We start from the raw sequence: 13,853 nt of genomic DNA on the forward strand, positions 1-13,853 counted from the left end.
GGGTGTCAGGCGTGTGTGGTTTCCGTCGACCTAGGGCCGGCAAGCCGGTCGGGCGTGGCGACGGTTCCACCGGGGCGTGCCGTCGGCATGAAGGCGCGACGAAGGCGGGCCCTGGCAGGGTTCACCGGGGCCGCGCATTCCCCGCGGTCGTGGATGAACGACGAACGTGAGAGGTGGAGACGAATGCCGCCAACCCCCAACCAGCTCGTCGCCGGCGAGGATGTCGAACTCATCGCCCTGGAAGGTGGACCACAGCTGGACTCGATCTTCGAGGAGGAGTTCAGCCTCGGCCCAGACGAAATTGTCGCAGGAGGGTCTTCCGGTTCTGTGAGCACCTGCGGATCCAGTGTGTGCACGTTCGGTTACAGCCCCACCGAGGAGATTGGCGACCCGATCGCCTACGTGACGTCTCCGGCCGAGATGTAGCGCATCGCCCGAGACACGAAGGCTTCCGTGGCGGGCGGCGTTCCCGCTCACCACGGAAGCCCGCCATGAGCCGGACAGGAGTGGCAATGGCAGAGCCGACAGCAGCGGACGCCACCAGCACAGACCCTGGTGGCAGTCGGTACGACCGGGATACGTCCAGGACAGCCGCCCTCCTCGACGCGCGGATCCGGGAGCACGCCCGCCGGCATGGCGAGCGGCCCGCGCTCGTCGTCGTCAACCGACATGGCTCCGTCTCCGTGTCCTGGGCCGAACTGGACGCGGCGAGCGGGCGACTGGCCGACCACCTGCCGTCCACAGCCGGAAGTCCCTTCTGTTCCGTTACCCCGCTGGTGAACCATGACGCGACCGAACTCGTGGCGCTGGTTGCCACCATGCGGGTGAGCGCTCCGACCGCGGTACTCAACGCACGCCTACCCGCCGCGTTGCGGGACGCCCACCTGTCTCGCGTCCGTGAGACGGGGTACGTCCCCGTGGTGTCGCGGACGGCTGCGGCGCCATGGCCGCACGCGCAGCGGCCGACGGCGACGAAGCCGCCGGTTGTCGCGTTGCCGCCGCATGCCGTCCTGCTCGCGTCGGGTGGGTCCACCGGGCACTCCAAACTGGTCATCGATCACCTCATCCGGTCTGCCCCGGCCCGCCCAGAGGCGGTCCGGCCGTTCCTGAACACGGGATGGCGCGCGGGGCAGTGCCAACTCGTGTGCAGCCCGCTCTACCACGCGGCCGGGCTGGCGCCCTTTGTCGAAGGTCTGGTGGCGGGTAACACCACGGTGGTGGCGCACCCGTTCGACGGGTCGACGGTCGGAACGCTGATAGCGGGACACGCCGTCGACTGGGTGCAGATGACCCCGTATCACATGGCATCCCTGCTGACGGGTAACGCCGGTCCGGACAGCTGGAAACACGCGCCCACCCTGGTGCACCTGGCCGATCGGTGCCCGGCCCGGGTCAAGCGGCGGTTCCACGCCGCGCTGGGTGCCCGGAAGGTCTTCGAGATGTACGGCGCCAGCGAGGGAATCGGGATGACGATGGCCCGCGGCGACGAGTGGGAGGAACGACCCGGCACCGTCGGCCGAGGGTTCTTCACCCACCTGCGCGTCATGGACAACACCGGCAGGATCCTCGGCCCGGACGAGGTGGGCGAGGTGCACATGCGGGCCGGGGTCCGGCAGCACGGGACCTACCTGGGCGCGACAGGTCGGCTCCGGGTCGGTCCCGACGGCTTCGCGACCCTGGGCGACACCGGTCACCTCGACCATGCCGGTTACCTGTATCTGGCACCTCGCCAGCTGGCCACCATCAATGTGGCCGGGGTGACGGTCAGTCCGTCGGAGGTGGAAGCCGAACTGAGCGAGCATCCGCAGATCGCCGATGTCGCGGTGTGCGCACAACCCGACGCGGCCTTCGGTGAGCGGGTGGTCGCGATCGTCGTACCCGCCACTGCGCTGACAGCGGACGAGGTACGCCGCTGGGCCATCCCGCGGATGGCCCCGGCTCAGGTGCCCTCGCGGTATGTGTTCACCGCCGCGCTTCCGCGCGCCGATACCGGCAAGCTCGACCGGACCGCGCTGCCTGCGCTGGTCCGTTCGGACAGCCCTCGGCAGAGGGAGTGAATCTGAGGCCAGGGCGTCTGGAACGACTGGGGCGGCCGTACTTTCCGAGTCACCTCGCGGCAGACGCCGTATCAGCCACACCCCATCGTCCCGGGCATCCGGGCATCAACCCCAAAATCATCAACCTTAGGGAAGCCCATGTGGCAGGTAGTCGACCTTGGTGGGACCGAACAGCGTCTCCGGGAGCGCGCCGAGATCAACGATGTCGCGGCCGTCCGGTCACCGGACGGCCGTCTCTATGTCCTTCTGGAGCGGCAGGGTCTTGTCTATGGCCCGTGGGCACGTGATCTCGTGCTGGACGAGATCGACGAGGACCACGCGAACGTGTGTGTCGTCGTGGTGGGCACCGTGCCTCGATGCGCGTCCACAGGCGCGCTGGACCACACCATGTGCATCACACTCAGCGAGCGGGCTGCCGAGAACCCGGCATGGGTCTTCAGCCTCGATCCGCCCGTCACCGCAGCGGAGAAGATGCTCAGTGAGTTGATCACGGAGCTTCTGCCCATCCAGCGGCTGAGCATGACAGACAGCTTGCCCATGGTCGGAGCGGACTCACTGGTTCTGGCGGAGCTGAGTGCGGCGCTGACCGCACGGTTCGGCGTTTCCGTGGACGCGATGCGGCTCTTCGAGACGGACACTGTCCGAGAACTCGCTGTCGTTGTCTTCGGCGACAGGACGAACGAGCGCGACGATGTCACGGGTTGACCGGGGGTCTGCGAGTTGGCGATCGTCCATTCCGCCAGTCGTGGACCGGATGGCAGACCCTCGTTCGGGCACGAGCAGCCGTATCGGCGCCCGGAGAGTATCGTGAGGATCAGCGGCGGGCAGCTGAGCGGTGCGACGGACATTCTCGAACGCGCTACCCAAGAGGGACGAATCCTCGGCGCTCACCTGTACGTCAGTTACCGCAACGAGGTCATTGCCCACGTCGGATTCGGCAATGTCGTGCCCGGACAGCCGGCACAAGCCGGCGATGTCTGCGAGATGCTCTGTGCGACGAAGCCTTTGATCACGGTGAGCGTCGCCCGTGCGGTGGAGACAGGTCTGGTGGGTCTCGACGATACGATGGCCAGGTGGGCGCCGGCTGGGACGGCCCCCAAGGTCGCCGCCATCTCCCTCCGTGAGCTTCTCACGCACTCGAGCCGACTCCCCAATCACCTCGGACCACGGGTGTACGACCTGACATTCGACGACTACATCGCCGCTGTCCTGAAGCCCGAGTTCCCCGACGGCTTCTGGGAGGCGCACCCGGTCTACAACATCGCCCAGGGCTGGCATCTGCTCGGATGGGTGTTGCAGCAAACGTACTCCCGTCCGCTGACCGATGTCGTGTGGGAGATGGTGCTTCAGCCCCTGGGCTTGTCGAGAACCCTCCTTGTTGACACCGACCAGGTGGCGAAGCCTTTCCATCGCCGTTCGATCGAAGGCGGCTGGGTCGCCGTTCGGGATTCGGCGGAGAGCGCCCGCGCCAACAGGCTGAATCCCGCATACGGTGGGTCATCGACGATCGGTGACCTCGGACGCCTGTACAACCACCTCGGACGCTGCCTGGCCCATGACGGGATTCTGCGTACCCGGACGATGCGCCAGCTGATCACCGACCACGGCGGCGTCCGGTTCTGGCACGGTGACGAGACCCGGCCGTTCGGGCTGGGTTTCTATCTGTCCGGAGGCGGTGGGGGCCTCGGATCCGCCTGGGATCCCGGCAGCTTCGGACACCCGGGAACAATCGCGTCGCGGTGTGTCGTGTCCGCGGTGTGTGACCCTGCGTCAAATACGGTGGTCGTCCTGCGGGTGTCCAATGTCGGCACCGCAAACAACGCGTTGTTCGACAAGGTGGGGCGGGCCATCCGAGCAGACCTGCGACTTCCCATTGCCGACCCGGCTCGTGTGTAAGAGGGTTGAGGCAGTGGTCGATGGTGATCGGCTGACGAGATCTTGCCACGCAGGATGGGCATGGTTAGCACCGGCCGCCAGTCCTCGGTAACCACGACGATCGCTCCGGTAGCGAGGTCGTCGGCGGCCGGAGGAGCCGTTCGCCGGAGGATCGCCACGATCAATGCGGCTGGCAACCGCTGACCCGCCGTACCGACAACGCGGACGATTCGCCAGTCCTGGAGATGCCGATAGTGCCGCCTTCCGATGGCGCAGGAGTCCTGACTCGTCACCGTGCCGGTAGGGAGACTGGCCCACGGAGATCCTCAGGCAACGTGAGCCAGCCTGGTAACCACTGGAGACGTGTCGCGTCGCTGGTGGTTACTGGTTCGCCAGGTTGATCGTGATGGGGTCGGTGGTTACGGGCTGGCTGTTCGCGGCCAAGAGGTGTACGGAGAGGTTGACCTCAGGCTTGCGGGCGGGGGTGGTGAACACCGCGTACCGGGGGCCGTCAGGCTGGTTGGGCAGGGTGTGCGTGTGCACGTCGCGGGTGGCCCGTGCATTGTCGGCGATGCGTAGGGTGGTGACCCTCGGGTGGACCGCGATCAGGGTGATCCAGTCTCCGTCCTGGTCCTTGCCGCCGAGCCGCTGAGAGAGCTTGTCGACGCGGCCCGGATCGGTAAGCCACTGCGCCTGGTCGCTGACGTAGCAGCCGGAGCCGGGCGACCCACCCCTGGGGGCCTCGCCGTAGGCGACGCTGGCGGTGTTCCACCCCTCGCCGACGGTGTTGTTGTCCTCCATTACCAGCTCAGCGCCGCCGACGGTGTTTCCACAGGCGTCGCTGTGGAAGGACGGAACGAGCCAGTAGCGCTCGCCGTCCTCGGATCCGCTGATGAAGGCGTCCTTGGGTGGAATCTGATCGACGTCACCAGGGCCGATGGCCAGGGTGGAGGCAGCGGCCACCGGTACGACGGCGGCTGCCAGGCTGACCGGCAGCCACCGCCTGCGCCTGCGCCGCACCCGTCGTGGGTTCACTACCGTGGCCGACTGCGCCACGATGTGCGGCTTCACCGTCCCTTTGACGGGATCGGCGTCAGTAATCCTTGCTGCGACCGCGTTCAGCGTCCCACGCAGCCGGGCATCGAGGGCGGGATCAACCGCAAGGTCAACATCGTCGTTGCTCATGAGCCGAGGGCCTTCCGTAGATGCTGCAGGGCACGTTTCAGATCAGACCGGACCGTCGCTGGCGGGCGATCCATCACCGCGGCGATCTCCGCCAACGAGAGGTCCTCGTAGAATCGCAAGATCACAACCGTGCGCTGAACCAGCGACAACCTCTGGACCTGCTCCCACGTCTCATCGACCTCGGGCGGAAATGTCACCGATTCCGGCACACCCAGCATGCGTTCCCGCGCGGCGCGACGGTGATGATCCGCCGCCCGGTTCACGATCGCCCGCTTCAGGTACGGCAACGGCTGCTCGATGCGATCCCACCGCGGCAACGCGGTGACGAACACAGCCTGCACCAAATCCTCGCCATGCTCCCGCGATCCAGTCAGCAGAAACGCCAACCGCAGCAATGCCACACGATGATCCTGATAAACCCGCTCCAAGTCCGGCGGGCCGGTCTTCGCTTCCATCACACCTCTACGTCGCCCCGACGCCCCGAAACGTGGCACCGACGGCCGAAGAATCGGACCCGACCCGCGATCAACCGCCACGTCGACGACTAGACAACCCGCAGCCGCCCTCGCCGGGCGCATGCCACCCTGCCAATCTCGCTCCCCAACCGATCATGGCTCGGCCGCTGGGCAGAGGCGCGACCGCACCAAACCGCGTGTTTCTCCCGCTCGGGGTGCCGTACGCCTCGACGGTCCAGGCAAACTCGACGGCGGCGATCTGCGGAAGCGCCTCGGCTACTTCAGTGACCGTGTCCTACTTTTCCGGCGTTGCTGCCTGTTCTGGCGGGTAGGAACAGAGCGGTGGTGATCGCGGCGGCGGACAGCACCGCGCCGATGATGAAGGCCAGCCGCATGCCGTCAAGGTTGGCGAGTGCGGCGGCGACTCCCTTCGCCTCCAGTGAATCGGCTCGGGCGCTCATCACGGTGACCACGAGCGCGGTACCGAAGGCCGCCGCTACCTGTTGCAGTGTGCCCAGGATGGAACTGCCGTGGGCGTAGAGGGCCGGCGGAATCGCGCCGAGCCCCAGGGTGAAGACCGGGGTGAAGGTCGCGGCGAGAGCCACCATCATCAGCGTGTGCAGGGCGAGGATCTGCCAGTACGGCATGGACATCGATATCTGGGTGAAGCCGACGAGCGCGAGTGTGATCACGATCGTGCCCGGGATAACCAGGACCCGGCCGCCGAACCGGTCGAACAGACGACCTATGCTCGGTCCGAGCAGACCCATCGCCAGACCACCGGGCATCACGAGCAGCCCAGTCTGCAGGGCGCTGAGCCCGCGAACGTTCTGCAGGTAGAGCGGCAGCAGGATCATCGAGCCGAGCATCGCCATGAAGGCGACCGACATCAGGATCAGCGCGATCGTGTAGGTGCGGTGCTTGAGGGTCCGCAGGTCCATGAGCGGCGAGCCGAGCTTCTGCAGCGACATCTGGCGGAAGACGAAGACGGCGATAGCGACCAGACCGGCCACGACGATCCCGGTGGCTTGGCCGATGCTGCCGCCCTGGAACCGGCTGAGCCCGTAGACCAGACCACCGAAGCCGAGTGCGGCCAGCACGACGCTGAACCAGTCGATGGTGCTGACCTCGGGTTCGCCGACGTTCTTGAGCTGCTTCATGCCGCCCCAGGTGATCAGGGCGGCAATGGGGAGCACGGCGGCGAACAGCAGGCGCCAGGACCCGAAGTTGAGGATCACGCCTGAGATCGCCGGGCCCATCGCGGGCGCGACCGAGATGGCCAGGGTGACGTTGCCCATCACCTTGCCGCGGTTCTGCTCGGGCACCACATGCATCAAGGTGGTCATCAGCAGCGGCATCATGACAGCCGTGCCTGAGGCCTGGATGATGCGGGCGCCGAGGAGTACCTCAAAGCTCGGCGCGACGATGGCCGATGCGGTGCCGAGCAGGAACAAGCCCATTGCCGTGGCGTAGGCGCTGCGGGTGGATACCCGCTGGAGGAACCACCCGGTGATCGGGATCACCGCCGCCATGGTCAGCATGAAGGCGGTCGACAGCCATTGGGCGGTCTGCTCGGTGATGTTCAACGCGCCCATCACGCGGGGGATCGCGTTGATCATGATCGTTTCGTTGAGGATGACGATGAACGTGGCCAGCACAAGCAGCCGAATCACGGGCGGCGTACCGACCGAGGTCGCGGACTTGGCAGGCGAGTCGAGCTGTTGGACGGGCACGCTACCTCGATCGGGTCGTGGGCAGATAGTGGTCATGGTCGGCTGTACTGCTGGCCATCGGCGTCACGCCAAGACTGACCGCCACCTCCGACAAATTCGTCGCAGCGACCCACATTGCGAGACTTCCCGCCGGATGTCACCCCGTTTTCGTCAGCAGCGGGCGGCCGGCTGGCTGTCGAGGGGATCCTTCCCCGGCCCGAGGGCGGCGTTCACCGCGTAGCGGGCCCGAGGGCGGCGTTCACCGCGTAGCGGACTGGCGCCTGGTTCGGCGTACCCGCGCCGCGGCCGCCGGACGCGGTCGGCATGAATGTGCACGGGATCGCCGGGTGCCTGGGCAGCCCGCTGCTTCGCGGTGGGAGCGGCGGACCCGCCCCACTACCCGCGCTACCTGGCGGCGGTCGTACTCGGGTACGCGCCATGCAGTCGACCGAATCTCGCTCTTGACCCGGGACGTCGACACATGGCCTAAATTGATCTTTAACCTGTGCGGCGCGGCCGGGCATTTGTCGATTTCTTCTTCGTAGAGGTTGTCTTCCCGGTTGCGCTGCCTCGGTGACCCGGCTTGGGTCATGCCGTGGTGCGTAGTTCCGCCAGCAGCATCGCGGCGGCGGTTTCGGCGAAGGTGTCGTCGTTGGCGGAGGCATCGACCTCGGCGGGAGTGATGTGGGCAGGCAGGTGATCGAGCAATGCCTCGCGCAGCGCACGGTCGGCGGCCGGGTGATGGAATGGCCCGCCCGGCACCGAGAGGGCGGACAGTCCTGCCGTCGGCAGGATCACCTGCACCGGTCCGCGTGCGGTTGCCAGCTTGGCTGCGATCTCGGCGCCGATCTGGCGGCATTCGTCAACCGAGGTACGCATCAGGGTGGCAGTGGGACCGTGTCGGTACAGCGTGCGGTGCTGGTAGCGGTCGGGCAGGTGGTCGTGCGTGCCGAAGATCGCGAGGTCGCACCCGCCGATCGAGACGAGTTGGGGGATGCCGTGGATGCCGGCGGCGGTGAGTCGGTCCGGGCCGGCGGTGGCCGTGCCGCCGACGACGTGGCTGGCGATCTCCGCGGTGGTGAGGTCCGCGACGGCGTCGACCCAGCCGCTGGCGGCCAGGGTTTCGAGAGATCGGCCGCCGACACCGTTGGCATGGAAGATGATCGTTTCGTAGCCGGCGGTAGACAGGTGCCGCCGGGCGGCCGAGACGCCGTCGGTGGTAACGCCGAGCATGGTTAGCGCGACCACCCGCGTGCCAGCTCGGTGGGTGTCCATGGACGTCCCGAGCAGCGCCGTGGTGACGGCCACGGCGCGGTCGATCGCGAAGCGGGAGAAGCGGTTGATGCCGGCGATGTCGACGACGGCGGGCAGTACGACGAGGTCGCTCGCGCCGATGACGGAGGACATGTCGCTGGCGGCCATGGTGGTGACGATGACCTTCGGCAGTCCCAGTGGCAGGGTGCGGAATCCGGGCGCGGCGGTCATGAGAGCGCCGGATCCGCCCATCGCGAGGACGGCGTGGAGTCGTCCGTCCTGGTGGAGGTGGCGCAGCACGTGGCCGAGGCCGTCGGCCATGATCGTCAGACTGGCTGCCCGGTCTGGCGCCGCGCGGACCGTGTCAAGGGTCGAACCGGCGGCGGCGCAGACGTCCTCCCGCGAGATATCAGGCGATACAACGGGACTGTCCCGGACGCCGATGTCGACAAGCAGTGGCGTGTGACCGTTCTGCGCCAGCAGGCGAGCGGCCAGCGCGTATTCCTCGCCTTTGGTGTCGAGGGCACCGGCCAGGACGACTGTGGCCAAACCGACCTCCTGGTTGTTTCGTTCTAGAACGATTTGTTCGTAGAATATTCGCATGGCAGATGGGGTTTGGGAACGTGCTCGGTCGATTCGACAGATCGACGATGGGCGGCCGTTGTACGAGCGGCTGGCGAACGTCCTCGGTGACGGCATCCGGGGTGGTGACCTGCCGGCCGGGCACCGGATGCCGACGGTACGGGAACTCGCCGAACTGCTCCAGGTCAGCGTCACGACGGTGATGAGCACGTACACCCATCTGCGCACCGAGGGACTTGTCACCGGTGAGGTGGGCCGCGGCACGTTCGTCACGAAGTTGGCGGGACCCGCGCCGTCGCTCCGCCAGGTGCGAGATGACGATCGCGACGAGCTTCGTCGTCGGCGACCGCCACGACCGGCGGCTCTGCCTGCCCTGGCCTGGCGCCGTGGCGCCCTCGCCCTGGCCGAGAGCCGGCTGCGGGCGGCCTTTCCGGGCGCGGCCGACCTCATGCGTGGCGGACCTGATCCGTCGATGCTCCCGACCTCGCCGATCAGGCGGGCGTGGCATGCGGCCGCCGAGTCGCTCAGCGCCGCCGATCTGCAGTACCCGACGCACCTCGACCCGGACCCGGTGCTGGTCGAGCAGCTGCTGCCCCGGCTGCGCCGGGACGATATCGAGGCGGGACCCGACGACATTCTGGTGGCGAGCTCCACCCAGCAGGTCCTGGCCCTGGTGACCGAGTTGCTGCGGGCCGAGGGAGGCCGCGAGCAGGTCATCGCGGCGGTCGAGGAACCGGGATATCAGACCGCGATGGACACGTTCGAGCGCGGGGGTCTGGCCCTTGTCGGCATGGCGATGGACGCCGAGGGCGTGCGTCCGGAGGCGCTGGAGGAAGCGATAGCTGCCGGGGCGCGGGTGGCTCTGTTCACTCCGCGAGCCCAGAGCCCGACCGGCGTGAGTTGGACCGTTCAGCGCCGTGCAGCCCTCGCGGAGGTGCTGCTCGCACACCCGTCGGTGTGGATCGTGGAGGACGACCACTTCGCCGAGGCCGCGTCTTCCCGCCCCGGCAGCCTGGTATCGGACCCCCGGCTGCGCGAGCGGGTCATCTATGTGCGGAGCTTCTCCAAGAGCATCGCCCCGGACCTGCGAATGTCCGCGGTGGTGGCCGGCGATGAGTTGCGCACACGGCTGGCACTCGCGAAGACGTACGCCGATGGCTGGACGCCGCGTGCCGCGCAGCGCTGCCTCGCCGCGCTGCTTGCCGATCCGGAGACCGATCGGGTCCTGGATGGCGCCAGGCGGGCCTACGAGCACCGGCGCGGCACCCTCGCCGATATGATCCGCGAGCGGACCGATGGTGCGATCTCCGCGACAGCCGGGCCGGACGGACTGCACCTGTGGCTGCCGATGCCATCGCGCTGGGGGGCGGGTGAGGTGGTCGCGGAGACGGCGGGCCACGGATTCCTGCTGGCCACCAGCGATCCGTTCTACCTGCGGCCGGGGCACGATCGGTTCATCCGGCTCAACGCAGGTGTCGCGGACCTGACAGTGACCTCGGCGGTGGCGGAGGCGCTGGCGCGGACCGCACGCAAGGTGCCGTCCGGTCGCGTCGTGTTGACCCCGTGAGCTGGTGGACTCAACCGCTGCGGACATCGGCCCAGACTCGCGACTCCGCGCCGCCCACCACGCGGCCCCGCTTGATGGTCGTTCGCCGGCCAGGCGCGTTTCGCAGGACATCGACGAGTGAGGCGGCGGAGAACACGACCAGGTCGGCCACCGCGCCCACCTGGACACCGTCTGCCGGCGCGCCGACATAGCGAGCCGCGCCGACGGTCACCATGTCGAACGCCTGCCGGATCTGCTCGGGTACGCGCAGCTGTGCCGCCAGCACCGTCGCCATCGCCACCTCGGCCGGATCGAGCCGCCCGAACGGAAACCACATGTCGTGCACGTTGTCACCGCCAGCGCAGACCTCGACCCCGCGCGCGATCAGGGTGCGCAGCCGGGAGGTGCCCCGACCACGTGGCGGGATCTCGTCGCCGACCAGCAGCTGGTTGCCCAGCGGACAGACGCAGATGTGGATAGCCGCGGCGCGTACGGCGGCGATCACCTCCTCGGCGGTCGCGTCATCGTAGGCGTCGAGCGCGCAACAGTGCCCCGCCCGTACTCGGCCCACCAGACCGAGCTCGACCGTGCGCCGAGCGAGCCGTTCCAGGTCACGCTGCCCAGGGTCGTAGCTGTAGTCGCAGTGGACGTCCAGCGGCACCCCGGTCTCGCCGGCGAGCGCGAGGACGGCCTCCAGGTGGGCGGCCCGGTCGTCGGGGTGCTCAACGTCGGGTGCGCCGGCGAGCACGTCGGCGCCTTCCGCCAGGGCCGCACGCAGCAGACCCCGGGCGCGCGGGTCACGGGCGATGGGCTGCTGCGGGAACGCCACGAGCTGGATGTCCAGCGCGGTGGCGTACCGGTCGCGAAGCTCCATCATCGCGTACAGCGCGGTAAGCCCGCCGATCGGATCGATGTCGACGTGGGCGCGGATGGTTCCCACGCCGTGGCCGATGGCGAGCGTGAAAGCCTGGCTGGCGCGAGCGATCAGGTCGTCGCGGGCGTAGTGGGCCTTGACCTGCCGCGTCCGCGCTGAGGCACGGTGGACCAGGGTCCCGGCACCGGGCGGGGGCAGACGCGGGTAGGTCAGGGCCTTGTCGATGTGCAGGTGGGGTTCGACGAACGCCGGTGTCACCAGGCCGCCGTCGGCGTCGAGCACCTCCCCGGCCGTGTCGCGAGGGTTGCCGTCGGTCGCCGGTTCGATGCGCTGGATCCGGCCGTCGGAGACATGGATGTCGACCGGGTCGTCCCGGTCGAGAAGCAGCGCGTCGCGGATCAGCAGCGTGTCACGCATCCGGCCGCCCGGGCTCGTCGGTGCCGAAGCCGGGCAGGGTGCCGCGTTCGGCGAGGCTGACCGTTTCCTCGGTCTCCACCACGAGCCTGAGCTGACACACCGGAAACATGCTCACGTGTTCCCTCCTGTGGTCATTCCGACAAGCCCTCGCCCGAGGGTGCCGGGGTCGCGGGGCACCCAACCGCCGCTGGTGACCGACGCGAGAAACGTCTCCAGCGTGTCGTTGAACGCCGCCGGTTCCTCGATGGTGATCGTGTGGCCGGTGCGCGGCAGTACGCACAGGGCGGCGGTGGGCATGACCCGCTTGAGCATCAGGTTGACATCGAGGCAGCCGTCGTCCTCGTCGCCGACCACGAGCAGCACCGGCGTGGCCACCCGGGACAGGGTCTCCCGCAGGTCATACAGCGACGGGCGCAGCGCCAGCACCCGGGTGAACGTCAGCGCCATGCCCAGCGGATCGTGGCCGGCCAGCCGGTCTCCGAACCGGTGCCACGCCTCGGGATCCTTGCGCTTGAGCTGCAACCTGGTGGGACCGTCGCGGTAGACCCGTGCCGCCGCGGCCACGTCGTGCCGGAACAGGTCCGCCGCGGCGCGCGCCTCCGCGGCGAAGCCGTCCCGCTGGTGGGGGGCCGACCCGTAACCGGCGCCGGCGACGGTCACGCTCAGGCAGCGGTCCGGGTGCGACATCGCCAGGTGCAGCGCGCAGAAGCCGCCCATCGACAGACCGACCACGTGTGCGGCATCGATGCCGAGGTGGTCGAGCACGGTCACCGCATCAGTCACGGCAATGTGCTGCCCGTACCGGGCGGGATTGGTGGGCACATCGGACGGCGGATAGCCGCGTGCGTTGTACCGCACGCAGGTGTACCGGTCGGCGAACCGGTCCACCTGTGCGGCCCAGTCGCGCTGGTCACCAGCGACCTCGTGGAGAAACAGCAGCGCCGGTCCGCTGCCCCGGACGGTGACCGCGAGTCGGGTGCCGTCGGCGCAGACGGCGAACGAGTCGGTCACGACGCGTCCTGCTCGCGCAGCGCCGACCAGGCCGGCCAGACGTGCCGCATCAGCTGGAACGACAGCGCCGTCATCGGCAGCGGCAGGATCTCGGCGTCGGCCTCGCGCAGTGCCGAGCGCAGGTCCTTGAGCAGGATGTCGAGGTCCTCGCCGGCGACGTACCGCTCCCACCACGGCTTCACCCGTGGCCAGTTCTCCGCCACCCAACTGCGTCCGACACTGACCGACAGCATCGCCATGAGTTGGTCCTCGCTCACGTCATGGCTGTCGACCAGGCGGATCGCCTCGAAGACCCCCATCATGTTGATGCCGAACGTGAGCTGGACGGCGAGTTTGGTCGCCTGTGCGGTGCCGACCCGCTCCCCGACGTGGAAGATGTTGCTGCCCATGAGATCGAGAAGCGGGCGCAGGCGCCCGAAGACGTCGGCCGGCGCGGCCACCATGAGGGTAAGCGTGCCCGCCTCGGCTCCCCACGGTGCGCCGGACATCGTCGCGTCGACCGCGGTCACCCCGTGCGGATCAAGTGCGTCGGCCAGCCCACGCATCGTGGTGGGGTCGAGGGTGCTGCACACGACGACGGTGCGCGGCACGGCGACGCTGGCCACGCCCGCGTCCCCGAGCAGGACGGCGCGGGTCTGCGCCGCGTCGCGGACGACCGAGAAGACGGTCTCGGACGCGTGCCGGGCGGCCTCGGCCGGTGAGTCGACGACGGTGATCCCGGCTGCCGTGGCCAACCCGCGGCGGCCCGGGTCGGGATCGTACCCATACACCCGGTGGCCGCCCCTGACCAGGTTGGTCGCCATGCCCAGGCCCATTGCTCCGAGGCCGATGAAACCGATCGACGCCGTCATCGGGTCGCCACCTCCACACGGTGACCGTAGGTGC

General features: G+C 68.5%; 13 protein-coding genes. 5 read left to right on the plus strand and 8 right to left on the minus strand.

Features of this window, described 5'->3' with window-relative positions; genetic code table 11:
* Positions 1 to 183 precede the first annotated feature (183 nt).
* The 4 genes from ACFQUZ_RS20225 to ACFQUZ_RS20240 all read left to right on the plus strand — a co-directional run bounded on the left by ACFQUZ_RS20225 (position 184) and on the right by ACFQUZ_RS20240 (position 3,953).
* Positions 184 to 426 (plus strand): hypothetical protein, encoded by a 243-nt coding sequence (locus ACFQUZ_RS20225; RefSeq protein WP_377444452.1) that lies wholly within the window; start codon positions 184 to 186, stop codon positions 424 to 426.
* A gap of 86 nt (positions 427 to 512) precedes the next feature.
* Complete coding sequence (locus tag ACFQUZ_RS20230) at positions 513 to 2,057, plus strand: class I adenylate-forming enzyme family protein (RefSeq protein ID WP_377444454.1); 1,545 nt, start codon at positions 513 to 515, stop codon at positions 2,055 to 2,057.
* A gap of 138 nt (positions 2,058 to 2,195) precedes the next feature.
* On the plus strand, positions 2,196 to 2,762 hold the full coding sequence (locus ACFQUZ_RS20235; protein WP_377444457.1) for an acyl carrier protein: 567 nt from the start codon (positions 2,196 to 2,198) through the stop codon (positions 2,760 to 2,762).
* Between the two features lie 102 nt (positions 2,763 to 2,864).
* Positions 2,865 to 3,953 carry a serine hydrolase domain-containing protein gene (locus ACFQUZ_RS20240; protein ID WP_377444460.1) on the plus strand — a complete coding sequence of 363 codons (1,089 nt, stop codon included), beginning with the start codon at positions 2,865 to 2,867 and terminating at the stop codon, positions 3,951 to 3,953.
* A 360-nt stretch (positions 3,954 to 4,313) separates the two neighbouring features.
* On the opposite strand, the gene ACFQUZ_RS20245 is transcribed toward ACFQUZ_RS20240, so the two are convergent.
* The 4 genes from ACFQUZ_RS20245 to ACFQUZ_RS20260 form a co-directional block, all read right to left on the minus strand.
* Positions 4,314 to 5,117 carry a hypothetical protein gene (locus ACFQUZ_RS20245; protein WP_377444463.1) on the minus strand — a complete coding sequence of 268 codons (804 nt, stop codon included), beginning with the start codon at positions 5,115 to 5,117 and terminating at the stop codon, positions 4,314 to 4,316.
* Positions 5,114 to 5,572 (minus strand): RNA polymerase sigma factor, encoded by a 459-nt coding sequence (locus tag ACFQUZ_RS20250; RefSeq protein WP_377444466.1) that lies wholly within the window; start codon positions 5,570 to 5,572, stop codon positions 5,114 to 5,116. The genes ACFQUZ_RS20245 and ACFQUZ_RS20250 overlap by 4 nt, the downstream gene beginning before the upstream one ends.
* 281 nt (positions 5,573 to 5,853) lie before the next feature.
* Complete coding sequence (locus tag ACFQUZ_RS20255; RefSeq protein ID WP_377444468.1) at positions 5,854 to 7,305, minus strand: MDR family MFS transporter; 1,452 nt, start codon at positions 7,303 to 7,305, stop codon at positions 5,854 to 5,856.
* A gap of 567 nt (positions 7,306 to 7,872) precedes the next feature.
* Positions 7,873 to 9,087, minus strand: coding sequence for a Tm-1-like ATP-binding domain-containing protein (locus ACFQUZ_RS20260; protein WP_377444470.1), 1,215 nt, complete (start codon positions 9,085 to 9,087; stop codon positions 7,873 to 7,875).
* A gap of 52 nt (positions 9,088 to 9,139) precedes the next feature.
* Between ACFQUZ_RS20260 and ACFQUZ_RS20265 the strand changes: the two genes are divergently transcribed.
* Positions 9,140 to 10,687 carry a PLP-dependent aminotransferase family protein gene (locus ACFQUZ_RS20265; protein ID WP_377444473.1) on the plus strand — a complete coding sequence of 516 codons (1,548 nt, stop codon included), beginning with the start codon at positions 9,140 to 9,142 and terminating at the stop codon, positions 10,685 to 10,687.
* A gap of 10 nt (positions 10,688 to 10,697) precedes the next feature.
* Here the strand turns inward: ACFQUZ_RS20265 and ACFQUZ_RS20270 are convergent, their stop codons facing one another.
* From ACFQUZ_RS20270 to ACFQUZ_RS20285, 4 genes are read right to left on the minus strand one after another with little or no spacing between them, the layout of a single operon-like run.
* A complete protein-coding gene (locus ACFQUZ_RS20270) occupies positions 10,698 to 11,957 on the minus strand; it encodes an amidohydrolase family protein (RefSeq protein ID WP_377444476.1) in 1,260 nt (419 codons plus the stop codon).
* Entirely contained in the window at positions 11,950 to 12,072 is a 123-nt protein-coding gene (locus tag ACFQUZ_RS20275; RefSeq protein ID WP_377444479.1) for a hypothetical protein, read from the minus strand. Before ACFQUZ_RS20275 ends, ACFQUZ_RS20270 begins: the two co-directional genes overlap by 8 nt.
* Entirely contained in the window at positions 12,069 to 12,968 is a 900-nt protein-coding gene (locus tag ACFQUZ_RS20280) for an alpha/beta fold hydrolase (protein ID WP_377444482.1), read from the minus strand. Before ACFQUZ_RS20280 ends, ACFQUZ_RS20275 begins: the two co-directional genes overlap by 4 nt.
* Complete coding sequence (locus ACFQUZ_RS20285) at positions 12,965 to 13,819, minus strand: NAD(P)-dependent oxidoreductase (protein ID WP_377444485.1); 855 nt, start codon at positions 13,817 to 13,819, stop codon at positions 12,965 to 12,967. Before ACFQUZ_RS20285 ends, ACFQUZ_RS20280 begins: the two co-directional genes overlap by 4 nt.
* Positions 13,820 to 13,853: the final 34 nt, after the last annotated feature.

The organism is Plantactinospora sp. GCM10030261, from assembly GCF_042666615.1.
Classification (GTDB): Bacteria; Actinomycetota; Actinomycetes; order Mycobacteriales; family Micromonosporaceae; genus KBS50.